23 protein-coding genes are annotated in these 23,544 nt (G+C 51.5%); 13 read left to right on the top strand and 10 right to left on the bottom strand.

What is annotated here, in order from left to right; translation table 11 throughout:
• Positions 1–129: 129 nt before the first annotated feature.
• Both FMR86_RS05515 and rlmN read left to right on the top strand, forming a co-directional pair.
• Positions 130–2,064 (top strand): glycosyltransferase family 39 protein, encoded by a 1,935-nt coding sequence (locus tag FMR86_RS05515; RefSeq protein ID WP_163350094.1) that lies wholly within the window; start codon positions 130–132, stop codon positions 2,062–2,064.
• Positions 2,061–3,095 carry a 23S rRNA (adenine(2503)-C(2))-methyltransferase RlmN gene (gene rlmN, locus FMR86_RS05510; protein ID WP_163350093.1) on the top strand — a complete coding sequence of 345 codons (1,035 nt, stop codon included), beginning with the start codon at positions 2,061–2,063 and terminating at the stop codon, positions 3,093–3,095. The genes FMR86_RS05515 and rlmN overlap by 4 nt, the downstream gene beginning before the upstream one ends.
• A gap of 218 nt (positions 3,096–3,313) precedes the next feature.
• Here rlmN and FMR86_RS05505 read toward each other — a convergent pair whose 3' ends face one another.
• The 8 genes from FMR86_RS05505 to FMR86_RS05470 all read right to left on the bottom strand — a co-directional run bounded on the left by FMR86_RS05505 (position 3,314) and on the right by FMR86_RS05470 (position 10,665).
• Positions 3,314–4,027, bottom strand: coding sequence for a FeoA family protein (locus FMR86_RS05505; protein ID WP_163350092.1), 714 nt, complete (start codon positions 4,025–4,027; stop codon positions 3,314–3,316).
• Positions 4,027–6,150, bottom strand: coding sequence for a heavy metal translocating P-type ATPase (locus FMR86_RS05500; RefSeq protein ID WP_163350091.1), 2,124 nt, complete (start codon positions 6,148–6,150; stop codon positions 4,027–4,029). The genes FMR86_RS05505 and FMR86_RS05500 overlap by 1 nt, the downstream gene beginning before the upstream one ends.
• Positions 6,147–6,401: a hypothetical protein gene (locus FMR86_RS05495; protein ID WP_163350090.1), complete on the bottom strand. Its 255-nt coding sequence runs from the start codon at positions 6,399–6,401 to the stop codon at positions 6,147–6,149. Before FMR86_RS05495 ends, FMR86_RS05500 begins: the two co-directional genes overlap by 4 nt.
• A 135-nt stretch (positions 6,402–6,536) precedes the next feature.
• A complete protein-coding gene (locus FMR86_RS05490; RefSeq protein WP_163350089.1) occupies positions 6,537–6,854 on the bottom strand; it encodes a YtxH domain-containing protein in 318 nt (105 codons plus the stop codon).
• Positions 6,855–6,857: 3 nt separating this feature from the next.
• Positions 6,858–7,586 carry a hypothetical protein gene (locus tag FMR86_RS05485; protein WP_163350088.1) on the bottom strand — a complete coding sequence of 243 codons (729 nt, stop codon included), beginning with the start codon at positions 7,584–7,586 and terminating at the stop codon, positions 6,858–6,860.
• 34 nt (positions 7,587–7,620) lie between these two features.
• Entirely contained in the window at positions 7,621–7,938 is a 318-nt protein-coding gene (locus FMR86_RS05480; protein WP_163350087.1) for an HMA2 domain-containing protein, read from the bottom strand.
• Complete coding sequence (locus tag FMR86_RS05475) at positions 7,916–10,123, bottom strand: cation-translocating P-type ATPase (RefSeq protein ID WP_163350086.1); 2,208 nt, start codon at positions 10,121–10,123, stop codon at positions 7,916–7,918. Before FMR86_RS05475 ends, FMR86_RS05480 begins: the two co-directional genes overlap by 23 nt.
• 194 nt (positions 10,124–10,317) lie before the next feature.
• A complete protein-coding gene (locus FMR86_RS05470; RefSeq protein ID WP_163350085.1) occupies positions 10,318–10,665 on the bottom strand; it encodes a magnetosome protein MamC in 348 nt (115 codons plus the stop codon).
• A 208-nt stretch (positions 10,666–10,873) separates the two neighbouring features.
• Here FMR86_RS05470 and FMR86_RS05465 point away from each other — a divergent pair, with 208 nt between their 5' ends.
• Both FMR86_RS05465 and FMR86_RS05460 read left to right on the top strand, forming a co-directional pair.
• Positions 10,874–11,305 (top strand): Fur family transcriptional regulator, encoded by a 432-nt coding sequence (locus FMR86_RS05465; protein ID WP_163350084.1) that lies wholly within the window; start codon positions 10,874–10,876, stop codon positions 11,303–11,305.
• A gap of 114 nt (positions 11,306–11,419) precedes the next feature.
• Positions 11,420–11,641, top strand: coding sequence for a hypothetical protein (locus FMR86_RS05460; RefSeq protein WP_163350083.1), 222 nt, complete (start codon positions 11,420–11,422; stop codon positions 11,639–11,641).
• Positions 11,642–11,645: 4 nt separating this feature from the next.
• Here FMR86_RS05460 and FMR86_RS05455 read toward each other — a convergent pair whose 3' ends face one another.
• Positions 11,646–12,635 (bottom strand): GGDEF domain-containing protein, encoded by a 990-nt coding sequence (locus FMR86_RS05455; protein ID WP_239057153.1) that lies wholly within the window; start codon positions 12,633–12,635, stop codon positions 11,646–11,648.
• A gap of 387 nt (positions 12,636–13,022) precedes the next feature.
• On the opposite strand from FMR86_RS05455, the gene FMR86_RS05450 reads away from it, so the two are divergent.
• The 4 genes from FMR86_RS05450 (at position 13,023) to FMR86_RS05435 (ending at position 17,145) form a co-directional block, all read left to right on the top strand.
• Positions 13,023–13,355, top strand: a complete 333-nt coding sequence (locus FMR86_RS05450; protein ID WP_163350082.1) for a FeoA family protein — start codon at positions 13,023–13,025, stop codon at positions 13,353–13,355.
• Positions 13,345–15,873 (top strand): ferrous iron transport protein B, encoded by a 2,529-nt coding sequence (gene feoB, locus FMR86_RS05445; RefSeq protein WP_163350081.1) that lies wholly within the window; start codon positions 13,345–13,347, stop codon positions 15,871–15,873. Before FMR86_RS05450 ends, feoB begins: the two co-directional genes overlap by 11 nt.
• A gap of 25 nt (positions 15,874–15,898) precedes the next feature.
• A complete protein-coding gene (locus FMR86_RS05440) occupies positions 15,899–16,222 on the top strand; it encodes a hypothetical protein (protein WP_163350080.1) in 324 nt (107 codons plus the stop codon).
• A gap of 98 nt (positions 16,223–16,320) precedes the next feature.
• Positions 16,321–17,145 carry a DUF4198 domain-containing protein gene (locus tag FMR86_RS05435; protein WP_163350079.1) on the top strand — a complete coding sequence of 275 codons (825 nt, stop codon included), beginning with the start codon at positions 16,321–16,323 and terminating at the stop codon, positions 17,143–17,145.
• A gap of 68 nt (positions 17,146–17,213) precedes the next feature.
• Here the strand turns inward: FMR86_RS05435 and serB are convergent, their stop codons facing one another.
• A complete protein-coding gene (serB, locus tag FMR86_RS05430; protein ID WP_163350078.1) occupies positions 17,214–18,425 on the bottom strand; it encodes a phosphoserine phosphatase SerB in 1,212 nt (403 codons plus the stop codon).
• Positions 18,426–18,588: 163 nt separating this feature from the next.
• Here serB and FMR86_RS05425 point away from each other — a divergent pair, with 163 nt between their 5' ends.
• The 5 genes from FMR86_RS05425 to FMR86_RS05405 all read left to right on the top strand — a co-directional run bounded on the left by FMR86_RS05425 (position 18,589) and on the right by FMR86_RS05405 (position 23,369).
• Positions 18,589–19,980, top strand: coding sequence for a sensor histidine kinase KdpD (locus tag FMR86_RS05425; RefSeq protein WP_163350077.1), 1,392 nt, complete (start codon positions 18,589–18,591; stop codon positions 19,978–19,980).
• A 369-nt stretch (positions 19,981–20,349) separates the two neighbouring features.
• Complete coding sequence (locus FMR86_RS05420) at positions 20,350–21,036, top strand: S24 family peptidase (protein ID WP_163350076.1); 687 nt, start codon at positions 20,350–20,352, stop codon at positions 21,034–21,036.
• Between the two features lie 166 nt (positions 21,037–21,202).
• On the top strand, positions 21,203–22,051 hold the full coding sequence (gene panB / locus FMR86_RS05415) for a 3-methyl-2-oxobutanoate hydroxymethyltransferase (RefSeq protein ID WP_163350075.1): 849 nt from the start codon (positions 21,203–21,205) through the stop codon (positions 22,049–22,051).
• Positions 22,052–22,133: 82 nt separating this feature from the next.
• On the top strand, positions 22,134–22,403 hold the full coding sequence (locus FMR86_RS05410; RefSeq protein ID WP_163350074.1) for a hypothetical protein: 270 nt from the start codon (positions 22,134–22,136) through the stop codon (positions 22,401–22,403).
• 6 nt (positions 22,404–22,409) lie between these two features.
• Positions 22,410–23,369, top strand: coding sequence for a hypothetical protein (locus tag FMR86_RS05405; protein WP_163350073.1), 960 nt, complete (start codon positions 22,410–22,412; stop codon positions 23,367–23,369).
• Positions 23,370–23,544 lie beyond the last annotated feature (175 nt).

The raw sequence follows: 23,544 nt of genomic DNA, 5'->3' as shown, positions 1-23,544 counted from the left end.
TCAGTAACCTATCGCGGCCATTTAATCCAGTCCCGCATGCTTCGACTTGGAGCGGGAACTCTGATACAGCTACACCACAAAGTGAAAATGAGTTTTTGAATAAATAAGATTATAAACCGGAATCAAAATATGGATACTAGACCCGAATCAGGACTTAATGAGTTCTGCCGTAAAAACTGGCCCCTGCTGCTCGGGCTGCTGCTTCTTTTTTCTGCTGTGGTTTCCTGTTACGGAACATGGCTGAACTATTTTTATGATATTGATGAGCCCAAGTATGCCCGCGCGGTCTACGAGATGGTACACAGCGGCAACCTGCTTGCACCCATGTTTGACGGTATGCCGCGTATGGAAAAGCCGCCCCTGACCTATTGGGTAATGTATCCTTTTGCATGGCTGGCTTCGCTGGGTGATTTCGGCGGTAACGCCCTTGGCCTGTTGCGGCTGCCAACCATCATCTGTTCCGTACTCATGGTGCTGGGAACCGCTTTGACCGGGCGCAAGCTGTTCGGTCCGGCTACCGGGTTGCTGGCCGGGATGATTCTTCAGAGTTCCGTGCTTTTCAAGTTCATGGCCGTGATGATGAAAGTGGATGTGGTTTTCGCCTGCTGCGTGACCTGGGCTACATATGTTTATCTATTGCGTTATCTTGGAGACAGAGGTCCGCGTACGGCCATCGGCGGGGCAGTGCTTACCGCGCTGGGAGTGCTGGCCAAAGGGCCTTTCGCTTTCCTGCCCATGGCCGGCTATGCTCTGGCCGTCGGGCTCCGTTATAATGTGCAGCGCAAGCATGAAGCAGGAGAGTCCGCTTCTTTTCTATCCGCATTCAACATCAAAGGACTTGTGGCCGCCAAGTGGAATGACCGCAACATTCTGCTGCTCTGGTTCGTTGCCGGATGCGTTCCTTTTTTTCTCTGGCTCTATTTTGCGTGGCTGAGCAGCGGGTTTGATTACACGCAGGGGCTGCTGGGCCAGTTTTTCCACAACACAGCTTCCACAAGCTCGAAAGTGGCTAATAAGCTTAGCCGCCTTGATCCTTACTTCGATACCCTGACGGTCATATTTTTCCCGTGGGGAGGGTTTGTTTTCGGCACTGTTTACGGCATTTACCGTTCAGTCAGGGAAAAGTTCAATGAAAAGTATGTGTTCATGGCTTGTGTTTTTCTGGTCTACCTGCTGGTCTTCACCCTGCTTTTCAAGCTCAAGTCCAACCGTTATATGCTTCCGGTTCTTCCGCTGCTGGCTGTTCTGGTCTGCGACTGGCTGCTCAATGCCAAACGGGACAAGATGTATCGCACTCTTTTTGAAATGGGTTTTGTCTGGATATTATCCATGGCGGCCATGCTCGGCTACCGTTCTTTCAAGTCCGGCAGTGTATCGGTAAACCTCGCCGACCGTGTGGCTGTAGGCCAGTATATGGAATTGATGTTTCCTTTCTTCATTGCTCTAGGGGCGTTCTTTCTGGTCTTTCTGGTGATCAGTATCAAGCAGTCCCAGCGTCCGGCCCTGCATATAGTGGTCGGCTCTCTGGCTATTTCCGCGGTCATGCCTTTTTACTATAAGGCCCTGCCTTCTTACGCATCCCTGACCGAAAACAGGCCCCAGCCTGTCCTTGCGCAGGCACTTACGGATAAGCTGGCTGAATTCTCAGATGAAAAGACGCTTGTTCTGCACCGTCCTTTTTTTATCAAAACCTTTCCGGATGTGGTCTATTACCTGAAAAAGCTTGCTAAGGACGGCGACTGCATGTACTCGCTCGGTTCCGAAGCACGTCCCGGCGATTTGTTGCAGACTCTTGCGACCCCTGATATCGCCGCCGAAATTTTCAAGAAAGAGCATCCGGACGCGGAAAAGTATCCGCTTTATCAGTATCTGAAGAATACGAAATTCAATAATGCTGTATTGCTGCTTTCTTCAATTGACTACTATAGTTTGAAGCCGTTTATTGACTCTCTGCCACCCATGGGCAGAAATTTAATGGAAGTTGAGGAAATGGATTTGCTGACCATTAAATGGGTTGAAGGCAAGATTTATATTGTCCGTTTTAATCCGGGTAAAATGAAATGATAGATATACTTGATTTGGAATACAGCGAGCTGGAATCTTTTGTCTCTCAGGAACTGAAAGCTCCCCGTTTCCGCACCGACCAGATCTGGCAGTGGCTCTGGCAGAAGGGTGTCGCGGATTTCGATTCCATGACCAACCTCGCCAAAAATCTGCGTGAAGACCTGAAATCCAAAGCGGTCATCAACCATCCGCAGGTGGATGTGGTCCAGACCAGTAAGGACGGGACCATCAAGCTGCTCCTGCGCCTGAATGACGGTGCGCTGGTTGAAACTGTGCTCATCCCCATGGAAGGGCGTTACACCCAGTGTCTGTCCACTCAGGTGGGCTGTGCCATGGGTTGCACTTTCTGTAATACCGGGCTGATGGGTTTTGAACGCAACATGTCCATGTCCGAGATGCTCGGGCAGGTGCTGGCTGGGCGTAAATATCTGCGTGAGAACAACCTTGATCCGCTCAAGAACCTTGTTTTTATGGGTATGGGCGAACCGTTGCTCAATCTCGACAACCTCATCCGCACTCTGCGTAACCTCAACAACCCCGACGGACTTTCATTTGTTCCCCGGCGCATAACTGTTTCTTCGGTCGGTTTCGTCAGCCAGCTGGAAGAGCTGGGCAAAACCGGACTGACCCTTCCGGCCATCTCCCTGCATGCCCCCACTCAGGAATTGCGCGAGAAGATCATGCCCAAGGCCGCCAAAACCCACATCGAAGACCTGCTGGCGGCCATGGACCGCTTTCCGCTCAAGCCGCGTGAGAAGGTCACCTACGAGTATCTCCTTCTCGGCGGGGTCAATGATTCCATCGAGCATGCCAAGCAACTGGTCAAGCTGCTCGGCCACCGCCGCTGCAAGGTCAACCTCATCGCCTACAATCCCGGTGATGATCCGCTTTACGAGGCTCCCTCAAGAAACAGGGTTCTCGCATTTGAAAAATATCTCTGGGATAAAAAGATAACCGCAACTATCCGCAGGTCCATGGGGCAGGACATTAAAGCCGCCTGCGGGCAGTTAAAGGCTGATCAGATTAAGTGATGCCTCCGGCGGCCCTGCCGGGAGCCTTAAACCCTTTTGCAAAAGGGTTTAAGAATCCCAAAAACTTTTATTAGGGCTTCGCCAATTAGTTTTATAAATTAATCCAAAAACAAAGACCGTAATATCCTGTAAGATATTACGGTCTTTGTTTTTGGTAGACTTTATAAGCTATATGCGAAGCAAACTGAAAGGTTTTGAAAGGGATGGGGTCTGGGGAATTATATCTCGCTAACCAGCATAGTCTCGGCTTGATCAGGCCGCAGGTGCAACCGCAAGCCTTCTTTGGTCATGATGATTATGCGCGCAGCCGGGGTCATGCCCACAGCCCGTGCTGGTTCTACGGTTTCAAGAACCACTGTGGCACCGGGCTTGATGCCGATGGACGAAATGGACTTGGCAGCTCTTGGACCGCCAAGGATATTTTTCACTTCAAAGGGACGACCCCTGCCGCAGGTGGCCAGCTGGCAGGGGACATTATCGCACTCTCCCCATATTTTGGCGGCCATGCCTTCGGTGAGGCTGGTCTGTTTGCCGTCAACAACTGTCTTGTAGGACATGGGCGGCAGGCAGCGGATCAGCTCAATGTTGTCTCCCTCGGAGATGCCGAGAATCTTGAGGCTCTTTTCCAGATGCGATCCGGCGGTGAGTCCTTCGATGTGGCCTTTTTCGCCGGGATTCATTTCAAAGACCGGGGTCTTGTGACCGTCATCATGGTGGACGATGATTTTGGAGGCCATTCCGGCGGCCAGCAGAACCTCGCCCTGCGGTCCTTTGACGCGCACCGGGTGCTGGACCGAATCCTCGGACATGATTTCAAGTTCTGAACCTATATGGAGTCCCATGCGTTCAAATCTGGCCTTGAGCGAATCACTGCCTATTGCTTTGAGCATAAGGTTTTTTTCAACAGGTGCTTTATCCAGTGTCAGGGACATTAATTTATCTCCTTTGCGCTCTGCGAAGCTTTCTGCCCTGCGGACGATGTTTTCATGGCTGCGTAGCCGAGTATGCCTACTGTGCTGAGGTTGTGGCTCATGGCTGCGGCAAGGGTGGATATTTTGCCCATCCCGGCCAGTAGCAGGGTGGCGGAGTTGATGACCACTGCGGACCACAGGCAGTTGCTGAGGGTCTCGCGGTTGGTCAGGGCTATGCGGTGCGCTTCCACAAGGGTGAGCATATCTTCATTGAGCATGACCACCTGCGCTGATTCGCGGGCAAGGTCCGCTCCTGAAGGCATGCAGATGCCTACATCGGCGCAGACAAGGGCCGGGGTGTCGTTGACTCCGTCTCCGGCAAAAGCAACTTTGGCCCCGCCGTCCTTGAGTTCCTTGACAATGTTTGCTTTATCCTCAGGCTTAAGTTCCCAGTGAACTGCATCAACCGGGGGCAGCTGGGCCGCAAGGGCCAGTGCTGTGGAACGGTGATCCCCGGTGAGGATTTCAATGCGCTTGATCCCGGCGGCTTTAAAGGCTTCGAGGGCTTCCAAAGCTTCAGGGCGCAGTTCATCGCGCATGGCGATTACGCCGATGAGTTCTCCGTCCATGGCCACGAAAAGCAGGTTTTTGCCTGCGTTGCGCAGCTGGCGGGCTTTCTTTTCCATGTAGGAGCAGTCCACGTGTTCGTCTTCGGCAACAAAATGTTCGCTGCCGACCAGAACCCGTTTGCCGTCAACATAGGCAGAAACACCGTGGGCCACGATAAAATCGACCCCGCTCACTTCCGGGAGTTCGATTTTGCGGTTCCTGGCTTCGTTGACCACTGCCTTGGCTACCGGATGTCCGTAATGTTCCTCGGCCCCGGCGGCAATGGAAAGCAGTTCTTCCTCTTCATAAAGGGGCATGGGCACAATGTCGGTGACAATGAGCTCCCCTTTGGTCAGGGTTCCGGTTTTGTCAAAGACAATGGTGTCCACCGCAGCAAGGTTGTCGAGGGCCTGTCCGCCTTTGAGCAGCACTCCGGACTGGCTGGCAGTGTACATGGAGGTACGGGTGGCAACCGGGGTGGAGAGCTTGATGGCGCAGGAGTAGTCCACAGTGAGAACCGATGCCGCACGGGCAAGGTCTCCGGTAAGAGCGTAAACGCCCAGTCCGGCTCCAAAGGTCAGGGGAACCAGCTTGTCGGCAAGTTCTGCGGACTGGATCTGGTTTTTGGACTGCGAACGCAGGGAGCTTTCAAGATAGCGGTTGATACGGGCCATGCCTGTTTCAGAGCCGACTTTGTCCGCCCTGATTTTCAGGGTCCCTTCTTCCACAACCGCGCCGGAAAGTGTTGCGTCTCCGGGCTGGAAATGTACGGGTACGGATTCCCCGGTGATGGAGCTCTGGTTCACGGAACCTTCGCCTTCCACAACCGTCCCCTCAATGGGGATGAGTTCCCCGGACCCGCAAACCACAATGTCGCCTACTTGCAGATCATTGAAGTCTATTTCGATTTCACGGCCGTCTTTTTCGATCCATATTTTTTCAACCTGCGGTTTAAGCAGGGTCTTGAGCAGGTCGGTTGATTTCTGTTCGGACTGGTCTTCAAGGTATTCGCCGAGACTGAGCAGTGCACCTACGGAGTTGGAGGTGAAGTAATCGCCGCGCAGCAGGGAGAGGGCCTTAACCGTACCGTCCAGTACCTCGATTTTAACACCGCGGGTGAACAGGGTTTCAAGTCCTTCCACAATGCCGGGGATACCCAGCATCCAGCTGGTGGCGGCCTGAACAGGCAGGGGCAGGAGCGGGGTTGCCGCAGCAGCGGCAGTTCTTGCGCCTACTTCAATCAGGTCCACGCCATGTTCTCTTTCAGCTCCCTTAAGGAATGCTTCCTTGGGAATGAAGTCCAGTGTTGCCAGTATGGATGCGCGCACTTCACGGCTGCCGTCGTATTCCACGGCAATGGAAAAGGCCGGGCCGTTGATGCGTACCGATTTGACTCCCTGAAGGGATTCCACACTGGCTTGCAGATAGTTGAGGTCCAGATCCGGCGCAAGCAGGATCAGCGATTTAAGCCTGATCCTTTTCGGCAGTTCATGGACTATTTCAAAACGTTTTTTTCTATTGGGAGTTCCGATCATCTGGTGGTCCTCTGCGGTCTTCTGGAAACCGCCCAGTGCAAAGCTGTAAATCCGACAAAAGCAACAGAAGCCCAGAGGTGGATCGGCTTGGCCGCCCTGAACTTGAGCATACCCGATGCCGCCGAGGCGCCAAGCGTGGCAACCATTCCCACCTTGGCCGCTGTCCTTGTCTTACTGGGCGTAAGCGGACAGTCTTTGCATTGGCGAAAAGTTTTTTTTTCTTTGCTTTTGATTTCAGGTAAAGCGTTCATAGCAGGAAACCTCTGGGCTTAAGTGCAATTGAATGCGCTATATGCGAAGCAGACTAAATAGTTTTGAGGGGATGGGGTCTGGGGAAGGGGAACTTTTCCCAAAAGTTCCCCTTCCCCAGCCGCCGGAGGCAAACCCTATTCAGACTGCGCTTCGGCTTTGATGTCGTGGATTTTTTCCTTTGCTTCCTCAATGCCGCCCTGAACAGCGGACCATGATTTCACGACTCCGGAAACCACAGCTTTCTGCACTTTGGGGTTGGAGGCCACAAGGGCGACGCCCGCACCTACGAGGAAGCCTTTCAGGTAGCGGGAATCAGTGAAATTTACCCAGCTTTTTACGGAAGTATCCTGCTGTACGGGCTCAACCTGCTGCAGGGTATCGACGCGCTGCTGATCGGTGAGCTGGGGGTCCTGATAATTATACACGTAGTCGTTGTTGTAATCCTGACTCATTGTTTACTCCTTTTCCGCTGCTTCTTTGGCAGCCTGTGCGGCCATGTATTCCTGTTCGGCCTTGAGGTCTTCCATTTTTTCTATTTCCTCGGCGGACATTTCTTCCTTGCCGCCGGAAGTGAAGATGGACCTTACGGTCTTGCTGGTGCAGGCAAATGTGATACCTGCGCCCACAAGCAGACCTTTCCAGAAACCGTCATCAATTCCATTGAAAAAGCTTAAGAAACTTGCCGGGTCGGCCTTGCCTTCCGCAGTGTCTTTAACGAGGTCTACAAACTGTTTGACCTGTTCTTCGGAAGTGTTGGGCGCGGCGGTGGGAGCCTGCTGCACGGGCTGCTGAACAGGTTGTTGCAGTGGTTGCTGAAGCGGTTGTTGTACTGGCTGCTGCATGGGCTGCTGGTAAACCTGTTGTCCGTAGACGGGCTGGCCGTAAACAGGCTGTCCATAGTACACGGGCTGGCCATATACAGGCTGCTGCGGAACCTGTTGAACAGGTTGCTGATAAACGGGCTGCTGGTATACAGGCTGTTGGGGAACCTGCTGCATAGGCTGCTGGGCAGTCATATCGGTCGCCTGAACATTCCCGGAAACGGGTGCGCCCTGATAAGGGTCACCGGGAGTGGTGTAGGAAAAATGGGGCTGTCCCTGATCCGGACCCATTACCGGCTGGGATGTATTGGGCTGCTGCGGTGCAGTCTGTACAGTTTCGGTCTGGCTTGTTTCGGTGCTCATATCTGGCTCCTGTGAATTTAATTTCAGGGGTTGTTTATGAAGCGTTTTTCATCAGTTTTCCGTAGAGGTCGCTGATGATCTGTGCTTTATTTTCTTTGTCCTTTCCTTGAATGAGTTCTTCAATCAATTCGGGACTTATTTCTTCGGGATCGTACTCAATCACCACGGAGCGGGCGGACATGTTGACCCGGGCTTCTTTTATGGCCTCAGGCAGTTCCGTATGCTCTTTCATGGCCGCGAGGGCAGCCGGGCGGGTGAGAATGAGCGGACTGAATTTTACCCTGATCCGGCCCGGTATGTGGTGGGCCACATCAAGGTACTTTTCCAGTTCAACTATTTTGTGGAAGTTCATAAATTTTGCCTTGGTTTGTTTGGATTGATTCAGGGGAATGCAGGAGTAATCTCGAAGAGTTGGCTATTACTCCCATGGTGTGCAGAATGTGCAGGAATCCGGCCATTACCGGGGAGAGATATCCGGTCGCGCCCATGATGACTCCCGCTATATTTGATCCAGTGGCCAGCCAGAAGTTCTGGTAGGCGATTCTGGTTGTATCCTGACTGAGCTGCTGAACGTACATGAGACCTTTGAGATCGTCGTCCACCAGCGCGATGTCAGCGGCTTCAACGGCAACTTCCGCGCCTCCTGTTCCCATGGCCACGCCCACATCGGCCTGCGCAAGGGCAAGGGCATCATTGATACCGTCACCGACCATCATGACCTTGCCGCCTTCGTTTTGCAGGTTGCGCACAAGGGTGGCCTTTTCTTCAGGCATGGCCGAGGCGTGGATTTCAGGGATGTTCAGGGTCTTGGCAAGGGTGCCCGCTGTTGCCGGTTCATCTCCGGTGACGAGGACGGTGCGATCCACACCGCCTGCTTCAAGGGAAGAAAGGGTTATGGCGGACTCTTCGCGAATGGTGTTGGCAAAGGCCAGCAGTCCGATGGGCTCTTTGTCTTTGACCACGTAAAGCACGGTCAGCCCTTTGCGTTTCAGGTTTGAAACCTGCCTGCTGACACTGCCGATGCGCACATCAAACTGCTCGGTGAGTTTCTTGTTGCCCACCAGAATTTCGGTGGAATGGTTATCATTCTCAGGGAGTTCGGCGCGCATACCTTTGCCTAAGAAATATTCGCAGACAGTGTGGGGCAGGGGCGCAAGAGTTCTGAGTTCAGCTTCATGTTTGATGGCCTGTGCCAGAGGGTGGTGGTTGTGGGTTTCCACGGAAAAGGCATAGGTCAGCAGCTCGGTCTCAGTCACGCCTTCAGTGACGTGGATATGTTCGAGACTCGGTTCGCTTCCGGTCAGGGTTCCGGTCTTGTCAAAGCAGGCCACATCGCAACGGCCAACTTCTTCAAGGTAGCGTCCGCCCTTGATGAGGATGTTGTTCTTGGCTGCGGTGCTGATGGCCGCGCTGATGGGGGTGGAGGCCGAAAGCACGGTTGCGCAGGGGCAGGCCATGACCAGCAGCACGGTGAATGCCCGCCACGGGTCAAGGGTTAAGACCAGTGTTCCCACGGTGCAGGCAAAGCCGATCTTGACCAGCCTTACGGAAAGCTTGTCCGCAGTGGTCTCGATGTCGGTCTTGTTTTCAAGTGAATCTTCAACCTTGTGGAGGATGCGGGCCAGATAGGTTTTATCACCCACTTCTTCCGCTTTGACGTAGATGACGCCCTCGCGAACGAATGTTCCGGCAAAGACCTGATCCTCCGGCTGCTTGTGGATGAAGTCGGCCCGTCCGGTGATGGGGGCTTCGTTGATCAGTCCCTGACCGTCCACAATGGTGCCGTCAACGCAGATTTTTTCTCCGGTATGCAGGACAACAACGTCACCCTTTTGCAGGTCGTTGATTTCCATCTCAACTTCAACTCCGTCCTTAAGCACGAAGGTGTGGTGGGTGGTGTTGTCCAGAATGCCGGAGATGGCCCTGCGGGAACGCTCGGTGATCCATGCAGTGAGCAGCTCCGCGCCCGCGTTGATCCACAGGATTTCAAAGGCGGTCATGGCTTCCCCCGCAATTACCGCGGCCACAATGCCTCCGGCCAGAATTCCTTCAAGGCCGAATTTTTTTTCGCGCAGCTTGCTGACAGCTTCCTTGACCAGCGGAACAGCCGCCAGCACAGTGAGAAAACCCAAGGGGCTGAACATGGTCTGGGCCACGGTGATTCCCAGCAGGGATTCACTGACCAGCACAGCCCCGCCCACTGCAGAAACAAAGGAAAAATAGCCCAGTGCTGTTTTTACCTGCGGACAGCCGCACTCGTTTGTGTCTTTGATAGGGCAGATATCAGTGGTATGCACCGCGACGATCTCCCTGAGTGATTCAAATACCCGCTCAGGAGTTATATATTTCTGGTTATAGCGAATAACCAGCGTCGCACACTTGTTGTTGGACCGGGTTCTGGTTATCCCGGAGATTTTCTGCAGGTTCCGCTCAACAGTGCTGCAAAGAATTTTATTTTTTCTCAGGTCAGGCACGTTGAACCGGATTCTGCCCGGTATGGAGTGCTTGATGCTTGCATATGTTTTTTCTTTTTTCACGTGAAAGTCCTGTCTGGTTACTGGATTATCAAGTGGACATCCGGTGAAATTGAAATTGAATTTCAACGCCACAGAAGAGGGGAATACAAATGTGCAATCTGTTTGTCAACGAAAAGTTGGCATTTATCAGCCGTTGTTACGGGCTTTGCGGCCCTGCATCACATTAAGATGCAGGGCTGAATTTTCCGTTTGGTTTAAGAGGCCACTTCTGTGAGTTTTTTGTTTTTGGTCTCATCAAGGGGAGTGGGTACCGCTTTGTCCCAGAGCATTTTTGCTCCGGTAGCGACCACGGTAAAGCCGAGCAGTCCAGTCAGTCCGCCCAGTCCCAGTACCGCGGTGGCTGTCACTCCTGCGGCAGTGGCCAGTCCTGTACCTGCTGATTCCTTGGCAACTGTTTTTACAGCTTCGGTGCTGCTGATACGCCCTTCGTTAACGGCGATAGTAGAGCGGACAGCTGCAACGGTTCCGCCCACCAGAGCTCCGGTGGCTGCTGCGGAAGCGGTTACTACCGGGAGAATGCGGGCTGTAGTTGTTGTGGTCATATGATCCTCCTGAATTTAGACGGCAGGTCCGTCATTGGTTTTTGTGCCTAGCTGATAATTACCCTGCTTTGTATTTTTAGAAAGCAGGATGATTGAGTCTCAATTGCAGACTTTTCCCTGCAAAAGTAAGTACTCATGCCTTGACAAACGTTATCACTTGAGAATAGTCGTCAAAATCATTTTCACAAAATCCACAACGGAGGAAAGGATGTCAAGTCCACAAACCACATTTCTGGAGTATTTGAATAAGAACAACATGGCTGCCACAGAACAACGCCGTGTTGTTCTTGAAGTTTTCCTCGGTACTGAGGGACACCATTCATGCGAAGAGCTTTACGCTCATGTCAGCAAACGTGATCCTTCCATCAGCCCGGCCACGGTCTACCGGACCATAAAGCTTCTTGCTGAAAGCGGTATTGCTGAAGCCCTTGATTTCGGCGATGGCGTGACCCGCTTTGAGTGCCGTCACAACAGGCATCACCATGACCATCTTGTCTGCATCCGCTGCAACCGCAGGATTGAGGTTATGGAGGATCGTATTGAAGACCTGCAGGAAAAACTGGCCCGCAAGCACGGATTTACAGTCAACAGGCATAAAATGGTGCTTTACGGTATCTGCCCGGATTGCCGTAAACAGTAAAGCTGATTGAATTAGCAAGTCGTTCTCAATATCAGAGTTTGGTGTTGAATTGGAGAACGTGTATTTTTCGCTTCTAAACAGACTGGCCGTTTGGGCAGTAAGGAGAATGAGGATATGAGTTTTAATCTTGGAAGATTGCTGCTGGTTTCTGCTGCCGCAACAGTAGCCGGCGCAGCAGTGTACGCTGTCTACAAAGCGGGCGGAGTTAAGCCCGCAGTGACCAAAGCGGTCAAAGGCGGGGTAAAGGCCGGAAATTGGGCAACAAAACAGTACACTTCGGCAAAGGACGAAGTGGGCCGTCTTGTTGATGAAGCCAAGTCGGATATGGCCGGTTAACAAATCAGTTCTGCTGGGAAATTTCTCTGAACCGGGCGGGGCTGATCACCTTGTCCCTCCCGGTATTTTTTGCAAAATACAAAGCTTTGTCCGCAGTGGCGATGAGTGAATCTGCTTCAGTCTCAGGATCATCGGCATGGCGGCAGAGCTTGGAAATTCCGATACTCAGGCTGGCCCTGCCTACTTTCATGTCCGAGAACCGGGTCCGGATTCGCTCTGCAATCTGCTCGCAGCGGGTTGAGTCCACGCCGACAAGGATTGCACCGAATTCATCGCCCCCGAAACGGAAAGGAAAGTCAGTGCCGTTGCGTACGGAAGAATCAATAATCTGGCCGAGGTTTGCCAGTAAACGGTCACCTTCCTGATGTCCGAACTGGTCGTTCACTTCCTTGAAGTGGTCGCAGTCGATGAGCATCAGGTGCAGCGGAGTCTTGCAGGAAATGCAACGGGAGCAGGCTTCCACAAGCTTAAGCTCAAAAAAGCGCTTGTTGAATAATCCGGTAAGATGGTCGGTGTAGGAAAGCAGGTTGAGCCTTTCCTTGTCCCGGCGGGTTTTGACCAGAGACTGGGTCAACTTATGTTCCCGCTTGGCAACGGAGTGGGCCAGCCAGTTCAGGTTGTGTTGCAGGCGGATGATTTCATCGGTCACGGTACCGATCTTATGGGGATAAAGCTCCAATCGCTGGTCCAGCTTGCCTTGTTTGAGCTTGACGCAAAAGCTGTTCATCCTGCGTAACTCGCGGTTGGCCATGATTTCTTCCAGCCATCCGGCCAGAGGCATGCACATGGCAATGCACAGGCTGAAATGAAGGCAGAGTAACATGGCCAGAGCGGATTGATCAGTGAATTCCGCGGCAGCCAGCATTCCCCCTGCGGGAAAAACGACCAGCATAACAATTGCGAATACCGCACGTGTTTTTAGTCTGTTGCGGGTAAATCTCTTTTTGACGGGTTCGATCATTTTATTGAGTTTTGTTGTGAAAAGGTGAATCAATTTTACCTCCCCGGTATGAATTGATTGCTAATATTTTAATTGAAAAATGTGCCTTTATATATGTAGGGGGAGGAGTAGAGTGCTCCGTATCCCTTGCAGCTCTTTTTCGCTTAATGAAAACGAATTTCAATATCAAGCAAAAAGATGACCTTAAAAGGATGAAAATTATCCTTGCTTTGTTTTGAACTAAGCTAAGGGGGTGATTGAGAAGGATAATTTAAATTATTACATCAGAAAAAATAATTGGGCAGTTCTTGAGTACCCACAACATTTGATTGTTGCTGACGAGAACTGCGATTTTTCTGGTTGACAATGAAAAGTTGGCTATATAGTAATTGATTTCGAATTTCATTTTCACAATCACGTAAATTAGAAAAGGCAGTTAAAATGTTTAACAAATTTGATTTCTTTGATCGTGAAGTATTTTCCGGAAGGAGAAGAAAGCGCGGTTTTGGCGGAAGAAAGCAAGGAAAATCCTGCTCCATGCGTGGAAAGAGCCTGCTTGATATTCCCGTCGGCGGAAGTGCTGTGATTCGCAGGCATTTTTCCGGCGGGGCGGTCAGGCAGAGACTGCTCGACCTGGGTTTTGTGCCCGGCAGGAAGATTGAAGTGGTTCGGGTCGCCACACTGGGCTGCCCTCTTGAGCTGCGGGTGGCGGGGTACTGCGTGACCCTGCGCCGTACTGAAGCTTATCAGATTGAGGTGGAAGATGAGCGCTGATGGTAAACGCATGATGAAGGATAATTTCCTCATCGCCCTTGCCGGGCAGCAAAATGCCGGTAAATCGACTACGTACAATATGCTCACCGGAGCAAATCAGCATGTAGCCAACTATCCCGGTGTCACAGTTGACAAGAAAGTCGGCAGTTACCGCGAAGGCAAGGTCCGCTATGAAGTGGTCGACCTGCCCGGGACTTACAGCCTGACTTCTTTTTCGCTGGAAGAAAGGGTTTCCCGCGAATTCCTGCTGGAAGAAAAACCTGATGTGGTAGTCAATGTCATGGATGCGACCTGCCTGCGTCGCAGCCTGTATTTCACCTTTCAGGTTCTGGAAATGAACTTTCCGGTTACCGTGGCCCTGAACATGATGGATGTGGCGGAGAGTCAGGGGATTTCAGTTGACCTGAAAGAGCTGACCGCCCGTCTCGGCGTTGATGTTGTTGCCACGGTTGGACGGAAGGGCAAAGGTAAGCAGGCCCTGAAAGCGGCAATCCGCAAGTCCGTGCAGCAGGAATCCTATTCCCGTCCGGTGGCTATTGATTACAATGATCTCGAAGTGCACATTCAGGCCCTTGAGGATATGCTGGCCGGGGACGCAAGTCTCGGAGTCCTTTATCCTCTGCGCTGGCTGGCAATCAAATTGCTTGAGAATGACACCGAAGCCAGACACATTGTTGAAACCAAGCATGCTGACGGCAAAATGATCGTTGAAGAAGCCCTGAGCCGCAGACTCGATTTTGAAAACGAGTCCGACGTGGATACCGGGGATTACATTGTGGCCTGCCGTGACCGTCTGGCCGGGGAAATCGTGGACGCCTGCGTCAGCAAAGAGGACGATTCAAAACAGCCAATATCCGAAAGGATCGACCGCTGGGTTCTGAACCGTGCTCTGGCTCCGTTTTTCCTGCTGGCAACTGTTTATATCATCTATGAACTTTCCATTGTTCAGGGTTATGAACTGACCAAGTATACGTGGCCCATCCTTGCAAAGTTCAGGGATATTGTAGCCAACATACTGCCCGCAGCCGGATTGATCGAGGATTCCCTGTTACGTTCCATGGCCCTGTGGATGGTGGACAGTGCCAACACTCTTTTGAACTATGTCCCCATCTTTTTCATCCTCTTCGCGCTCATCGCAATTCTCGAAGACTCCGGCTACATGGCCCGAATAGCCTTTATTCTGGACCGTATCTTCCACAGTTTCGGGTTGCACGGGCAATCAACCCTGCCATTTATTCTGGGGGGTGTTTTTGCCGGGGGCTGCGCTGTGCCGGGAATCATGTCCACCAAGGGTATCCCGGACGAAAGATCAAGGCTGGCAACGATTCTGACCGTGCCGTTCATGAACTGCCTGGCCAAGATTCCCCTCTACACTCTGCTGGTGAACATTTATTTTGCGGAGCATAAGTCATGGGCCATGTTCTTTATCTCGACCATTACCATCATAATGGCCCTGATCATCGCCAAAGTGCTTACCTCAACAGTCCTCAAGGGCCGCGAGACCGCACCGTTCATCATGGAAATGCCCAACTACCATGCACCTACCATGTTCGGTGTGGCTCAGCGTTCCCTTGAAAGAACCTGGGAATACATCAAGAAAGTCGGTTCTATTGTTGTTGCGGTTTCCCTGTGCGTATTCTCCCTCTTGCAGTTCCCCGGACTTAGCGATGAACGCATGGATTATTATGAGGGTGAGATGAGTAAAGCCGTTGCGGTTTTTGATTCCAAGGTTGCTGCCAGCCCTTACGGCGGGCTTGTCACCGGTGATAAAATGCTGCCCCTGCTCAATCTTTATGACAACTACAAGCGTGCCCGCATGAATTCTTCCGGAAGGGAAGGGGCCGCACGGGTGGACAGCTCATTCAAGGAAGCCAACCCGGACCTCTTCGTGCTGCTTAAGCCCCGTGGTGACAAGGAAGCCAAGGTTGTGAACCGTGCCCTGCGCAAGCTTTCCTCTGAAAGAAAGTCCCTGCGCCGCAAGATCAAGGAAGAAAAAATCAAGACATCCTTTTTCGGCATGATCGGTCGCTCCCTTGAGCCTGTCACCCAGTACGCAGGGTTTGACTGGAAAGTTAATATCGCCCTGATCAGTTCCTTTGCCGCCCGCGAATCTTCCGTGGCGACCATGGGTGTTCTGTATCAGCAGGGTGCTGACGACAACCAGACCCTTGAACAGAGAATGGATAATGAAAGCGAGCATAACGGTATGAATTCCCTGCATGCCCTTGCGGTTCTCCTGTTCTTTGCCCTGTATCCTCCCTGCCTCGCGGCCACCATCATGGTCAAGGTGCAGACCGGATCATGGAAATGGATGCTTTTTGCCATCGTCTTTCCCACAGCGGTGGGCTTCGGTGTGGCGTCCACTGTCTTTACCCTCGGTAATGCCATAGGTGCCAGCGGCATAACCATGATGAAAGGATTTTACTTTGTGGCTTTTGCAGTGGCGTTGCTCATAGCCCTTGTCCATAAATTTTCTTCGGACAGGGTCGCGGCGTCGTATGTATATCAACCCGAATAACCAATTAATATCTAAGGAGACAGATATGAAAAAAATATTCACAAAACTCGTAGTGACCGGTGGTCTGATTGCTCTTTCAGCTACTGCCGCTCTGGCCCATTCCCCTCTGTGCAGCTGCTTTGACAACGGTGACGGCACCGTACTCTGCGAAGGCGGATTCTCTGACGGTTCTTCCGCTTCCGGCGTAAAAATGTACGTGCGTGACGATTCCGGGGCAGTAGTCCTCAAGGGCGCAATGAACGAAAACAGCGAGTTCGAATTCAATAAGCCCGCCGGTCATTACACCGTTACTTTTGATGCCGGTGAAGGCCATTCCATTGAAATCGACGGTTCCGATATTGTTGAATAAGTCCGGAACAGTGTCCGCACTGGTTTCCAATTAATTGCAGCTGATAAATCCTCTCTTTAATTGATAAGAAGGATCAAAATCATAATCAGGAGAATAAGATGAAGATGAAGGTAGTTTTTCTTAATTTGTTGCTGGCAGTAGCCATGGCTGTTCCCGCTTCCGCGCATTTCCAGATGGTTTACACCCCTGAAATTGCCAAGAACAAGGGCGGCGAAACTGAAGTAAAACTCGTTTTTACCCACCCTTATGAAGCAGGTCACACCATGGGTATGGGTATGCCTGAAGAGTTCTTCATGCTGCACCAGAAAGGTGAAGAGGGTAAAACCAAAAAGTATGACCTCAAAAAACTGCTCAAGCCTATCACCTGGACCAGCCTGACCAACTCGGGTGAAGCTTACGAAGCAACCCTGCCCAAAAAGATCTGCCGTTCCATGGGCGATTACACCCTCGTACTGGTTCCCGCTCCTTACTATGAAGGTGAAGAAGACATCTACATTCAGCAGATCACCAAGACTTATATGAACGTTGGCGGTCTGCCCGGCAACTGGTCTGCTCCCGCAGGTCTGAAGACTGAATGGCTTCCCCTTGTTAAGCCTTATGCAATGTGGACCGGTATGACCTTCAAGGCCCAGCTTCTTTCCGGCGGCAAGCCCGTTGCCAATGCTGACGTTGAAGTGGAATACATGAACCACGAGCCGGACATGAAAAAGAATGCTTTCAAAAAAGAAGCAAAGTCCGAAGCTCCTCAGGACGCTTTCGTAACCATGGGTGTTAAAACCGACGCTCAGGGCTACGTAACTTTCACCGTTCCCAAAGCCGGATGGTGGGGATTCTGCGCACTGGGTTCCGGTCCTGACAAAGAGTTCAAAGGCAAAGAGCTCTCTCAGGATGCCGTAATCTGGATCAAAGCCGTAGATATGTAGTCTGGATTATTGAATTGAGTATGGAAAAGGCCCGGAAAGCTGTTGCTTTCCGGGCCTTATTATTTGTTTTAATCCGTATCCCGGTCACGCAGTCCGATCAGATACAAAATAGAATCCAGCCCGAAATGGGATATGGACTGGCGGGCATCCTGCTTGACCTTGGGCTTGGCATGAAAGGCAATGCCCAGTCCGGCAATGGAGAGCATGGGCAGGTCGTTGGCTCCGTCTCCAACCGCAATGGACTGTTGCAGACTGATCTGTTCTTTTCCAGCGATCTTCTGCAGCAGTTCCGCTTTCTTGGCTCCGTCCACAATGTCTCCGATAACCCCGCCGGTGAGCTTGCCGTCTTCGATTTCAAGCCGGTTGGCATAAACGTAGTCCACACCCAGCTTTTCCTGTAGTTTTTCACCGAAATATGTGAATCCACCGGAAATGATGGCTGTTTTGTAGCCGAATTTTTTGAGGTTGGAGATCAGCCGTTCAGCACCGTCGGTGATGGGCAGTTCGTGGGCGATGCCTTCCATCACGGATTCATCCAATCCTTTCAGGGTCGCCAGCCGCTGTCGCAGGCTCTCCTTGAAGTCTATCTCGCCGCGCATGGCCGATTCGGTGATCCGGCTGACAATTTCGCCTGATCCGGCTGCTTTGGCCAGTTCGTCGATGACCTCCGCCTGAATGAGGGTGGAGTCCATGTCAAAGGCCACCAGCCTTCTGTTTCTGCGGAAGACGTTGTCTTCCTGCAGGGCGATGTCCACTTGATCCTGCGCAGCCATATCCAGAAAATTTGAACGCATGCGGTCGAGGTCTTCGGGTACTCCGCGAATGGAGAATTCCACGCAGGCATGGCGCGGTGCTGGTTCCCCGTTCATGGGAATGCGGCCTGACAAGCGGTGGATCATGTCAATGTTCAAGCCGTTGTCTGCAATGATCTGCGAAATGCGTGAAATATGCGTTCCGGTTACTTTATCGCCCACAAGGGTGACAATGTGTCGCGGCTTACCCTGGGCATTGACCCAGTCCATGTACTTGTCCGCTTCAATGGGCCGGAATTTGACGTTGACCCCCAGTTCGTACCCTTTGAACATGATGTCCTTGAGTACCGGGGCGGATTCCGCCTCGCGGGGTATCCTGATCAGCACCCCCAGCACAAGCTGGCTGTGGATAACGGATTGGCCGATGTCCAGAATGTCTATGCCGTAGCCCGCCAGAACCCCTGTAAGTGCTGAGGTCAGGCCAGGTTTGTCTTCGCCGGATATTTGAATGAGAATTATTTCGGGCATGGTAATTTCCCTGAAGTAGGTTAGATGGCGGACTGTCGCACAAAATTGAATCACAGTAAATATTGCGGGAGTCGTAAAAAATTATCTTCCTGCTTGCTCCTTTTTAACAGGGGCCGTATGATGCATAGAAGCCCCTTTCTATATTGAACCCCGGATAGATATCATGAGCAGCGAAAATAAAAGTGCCGATGTTTCTTCATACGAGCCGGAAGGTCCGCTGGGTGAAGGATTTCAGCTGTCCCTTGGCCCGGCCCCGGACAAAATGTTGTATATCCAGCGGCGCATCCATGAAAAAATGGATGATTATAAAGACTACAGCTTTTCCGCAACGGAAAAGCGGGCGTTGATGATTTTTTTTGATCTTGCTCAGGAGTTTGATTCCCTAGAAGATTTTTTTGCCGTCTGTACAGCCGTCCCGCGATCCCTTTTTGATCTGGACTGCAGGCTTTATCTTGCCATTGGACCGGACGAGTTTATTCCCGTGGGCAGAACGGAAAGCCGCGGTCCGGTCTGCAGTTCAATTCCTCTTGAAAAGGTTTTTCACGGCGGCCACCTTTTTATCCCTATCCGGGGGAATATCGAACTGGTGGACCAGTTGCCCTTCAAGCCGGCAGGGGATGTGATCGGCTGTTTTGAATTTTATAAGCTGGATAATCTTTCCGACCACCAGTCATTGTTTTTTGAAAAATTCGTCAACCGGGTCGGTTTTCAGCTGCACAGCAAGCTCCTGCGCCGCAAAGGGCAGGAACATCTGGAGTTCGTACGCAATCTGGTCAAGGACGTGGGGCATAATGTCATTGTCCCTAACATGTATTTCAAGCTTTTTTACAACAGACTGCGTGACCGTATTGAAAATATCCGCAAACTTCGCGGAGAGGTTTACCGAAAATCAGTAGATGAAGTCAGTCATGATCTGGATCTGCTGTACAACGGTCTGGTTCACCAGTTTAATGAAATCCACAGTCATTATGAGCAGACCAGTCTTTTTCTGGAAACTTTGTTGCGTCGCCAGCACTTTGAAGAGGGACGTTATATTGTGGAAAAGCGGCCCTGCAACCTGCTCAAGAAGATTATTGAGCCGCAGCTTGAACGGTACCGTTCAAGGTTCGAGGAGCGGGGAATCCGGTTGGATACCAGCATGGGCGGCGTGCCTGACCGCGAGGTGCGTATTGTGGCCGATGTGGGGCTTATCTCTCAGGTTTATGCCAATCTATTCTCCAATGCTGTTAAGTATACCCGCGAAGAGACTATGTGCGACGGGCGCAGGGACAAGTTTGCTGCTTACGGTTGGGATGTGGTGGAAGATTATTTCAAGAACGGTTGGAATGGACTCAAGTTGAATGTTTTCACCACCGGCCCGCATCTTTTGGAAGAAGACCGGGAAGAGCTCTTCCAGCCCGGTTTCCGCAGCGAAAACGTTGGTGATGAGTATGGTTCCGGGCATGGTTTGTTTTTTGTGCGGCAGGTAGTGGAATTGCATGGCGGGCATGTGGGCTACGAGCCGCAGGACGGGGGCAATAATTTTTATTTCATCCTTCCTCTGGGAGAAAATTGACATTCGCTTCGCTTGTTCTTAATAGGTTGTTGCTTTTTTTGTAGTTTTTCATTGAAATAAAATAGAGGGCACGTTTCATAGTTGTCTATATTTGTTGTCGCCTGTACAGTGCGGGCAAACAAAAAGTACAATTGTACTATTCCATATGCAGGGTTGATTTATTTATCTTGATGTTTTTACATCCTTCGCAGTCTGTATCTGTGTGTGTTGTTTTAATGTTTTGCTTGTTTATAAATTTCATGATAGCAGTCAGTTAAATAGGTATTAGAAGAATCGATTGTATGCAGAAAAAACGATCTGCTTTATAGGGTTATTATATTTTTGAGATAGTTAATCGCTGTTTTTATTCTGTCTTCACAGGAGGTAGGCGTGTCAAAGTGGTTTGATGAAAGCTTGGAGAGAATCAAGAAGGCTACCGGAACAAGAACTCAGGTTCAGCTTGCCGAAATTCTGAATATTCGCCAGTCCAGCATTTCAGATGCAAAGAGAAGAAGTTCCATTCCTGCTGAATGGTTTATCAAGTTGTACAGGACTCACGGCCTGAACCCGGAATGGCTTTCCGACGGGATTGAACCTGTCTATCTTAAGCCGGGCAAGGGTAAGATTGCCGCTGACCAGATTCTGAGCGAAACAACCGCCCAGTACGGTCAGGTGCAGTCCCGGGGCAGGATTGTTCCTGTTTCCTCCATGGCCGGCGAGGATGTCGGAGCGGAAATCTGGAAATCACAGCAGGTTTCAGAACTGAACATCCCGGAAACATTCTACCGCTCTTCTCTGGTGGTTCTCAAGGCTGAAGGTTCCTCCATGGAACCCTCTATCCGTCGTGATGCATTTGTCGGTATTGATGATTCCCAGAAAAGGCTCATGGCCGGTGATATTTACGCCATCCATGTTCCCCATCAGGGCGTGGTTATCCGCAGGGTCTTTTTTGATCCGGAAAATTCCCGCTTCATTCTGCGTCCCGACGATTCCCAGCATCCCGAACAGTACATCCCGGTTGAAAGCCACGAGAAGCATGTGGTCGGACGGGTCGTCTGGGTCATGCAAGAACTTTAGTTCCACCCATTTTTGATTGTTAGTGAGGTCCGGCATCTGCCGGACCTCTTTTTTTATACAATGAGACATTTTTCACTAGACTTGATTTACTTTTCTACTGCCCATATCAAGAAGCTGCACCGAAAATCCTTCCTTAATCAGTCGACATTTAATCTGTGAGGAAAAAATGAAGAAAATTACAGCTCCGGACATTACCGCCCTTAAGGGACAGCGCAAGATTTCCATGGTAACCGCCTACGATTATCCTTCAGGACAGATTGTGGACGCAGCAGAAGTGGATATGATCCTTGTGGGGGATTCTCTGGGCATGGTTGTGCTCGGCTACGAAGACACCCTTTCCGTGACCATGGACGATATGCTGCACCATGCGGCAGCAGTTTCGCGCGGAGCCAAGAGGGCACTCATCGTGGGCGACCTGCCGTTTATGTCCTATCAGCCATCAGTGGCACTGGCAGTGGAAAATGCCGGGAAATTCCTGAGCCGTACCGGGGCGCGGGCAGTTAAGCTTGAAGGCGGCTTCCCTTTTCTGGAGCATGTGCGGGCCATTGTTGATTCCGGTGTTCCGGTGCAGGGCCATATCGGGCTGACCCCGCAGCACGTAGCCCGTTTCGGTGGATTCAAGGCGCAGGGCAAGAACGGGCGTTCAGCTGCCGCCCTTGTAGATGAAGCACTGGCCCTTGAGGCTGCCGGGTGTTTTTCCATTGTCCTTGAAGCAGTCCCCCATGAAGTGGCGCAGGAGATTACCCGCCGGGTATCAATTCCCACCATCGGCATCGGTGCCGGCCCGGATACGGACGGGCAGGTGCTGGTCTACCACGACATCCTCGGCCTCTTTGACCGTTTTGTTCCCATGTTCGTCAAGAAATTCGCCCAGCTGCGCGGGGAAAGCATTGATGCCGTAAAACGTTATATTGCGGAAGTGGGAGACGGTTCATTTCCTGCGGAAGGGAATTTCAGCCGCATGGACAAGGAAGAGCTCAAGCAGTTCAAAGCATTGCTGCAGGAAAAAGCATAGCCTTCAGAATTGTTTTTTCTCTGGCCCTTGGAGCCGTTCAAGTATACTTTTATTGTATCACCAACCAATTACGGAGGAAGCGATGGCTGTTTCTATTTTTGATCTCGGACTTTCCGTGGAAGCGAATTCTCTTTTCCTGCTGATCGAAGGTATGCTGGGCAGTAAGATTGATCCTGAAAAGAACTGTAAAGCCACTGCCACCGACATCACCTATGCTGCCTGCCTTGAGAAATGGAGCGGCGAGGAAAATGATTTTCTGGTGGCCATGAAGGAACTTATTGATGCCGGAGTCCTTGCTGAAGACGATTCCGTGTTCAAAATCCTGGCTGCTGATAATTGGAAGAAAAAGTAGGTTCTGTTGACTTTAGATATTCTTTGGAACGGATTGGGCTGGCCCTTGATCCGCTTGCTGCTTTTTATCAGTCTTGGATTGCTGGTCGGTAATATTGTAGAAGGTCTGCGCTGGACCCGGGCCATGGGGCGGCTTGCCAATCCCCTTATCCGGGCCGGACGGCTCAAGGATATAAGCGGGGCCAGTTTCGCGCTGGCCTTTTTTTCCGGCGTAGCCGCCAACTCCATGCTTTCCGAGGCTTATGAAAAAGGGGAGTTAAGCGACCGCGAACTGGTTATCTCCAACCTCTTCAACAGCCTGCCCACCTATTTCCTGCACATGCCCACGGTCTTTTTTATCGCCGCTCCGTTTATCGGCAATGTGGCCTTTACTTACGTGGGATTAACCCTCATTGCGGCTTTTGTACGTACCGGGACCATTGTGCTCTGGGGCCGTTTTTCCCTGCCTGCCGACGGCAGCTGCGGAGATGTTTCCGAACGGCTCAAGGGGCAGGATGCAAAATCCTTCCGCGAAGTGCTGGACAAGGCCGTGAAGCGGCTAAAACGCAGGCTGCCCAAGGTCGTTTACCTGACCATCCCCATTTACACGGCCTTCTTCTTTCTCCGTCATTACGGCATATTTGCTTCTTTTGAGACCTATCTCAGCGAGCACCTGAGCTTTCTGTCGTGGCTTGATCCGCAGGTTTTCGGGATTATCGCTTTCAGCCTTGCCGCTGAATTCACCGCCGGGCTTGCTGCCGCGGGTTCGTTGCTCGGGACCGGGGCTATTGATCCCCGAGGAATCGTGCTGGCACTGGTTATCGGTAATCTGCTTTCCACCCCGGTGCGCGCCCTGCGCCATCAGCTGCCCTATTATGCCGGAATCTTTCGCGGCAAAATGGCCCTCAAGCTTATCGTCTACAACCAGGGCTTGCGCGCCGCCAGTCTCGTGCTGGTCGGTTCTGTCTATTTTGTTTTGACTATGTAGGAGAAATGCCTCCGGCGGCCAAAGAACCTTTTTTTGGGAAAAAAAGGTTCTCTGGACTCTCCCAAAAAACTTTTTATCGGGGCTTCGCCGCTTCGTATGAAAGATCGTCAAAATAAAAATGGGTGAATCCGTTTTTGCTGATTCACCCATTTTTATTTCTATTTGTCTATCAGGA

The organism is Desulfovibrio sp. JC010, assembly GCF_010470675.1.
Taxonomy (GTDB): Bacteria; Desulfobacterota; Desulfovibrionia; order Desulfovibrionales; family Desulfovibrionaceae; genus Maridesulfovibrio.
This window is presented reverse-complemented; position numbering and strand designations above follow the sequence as displayed.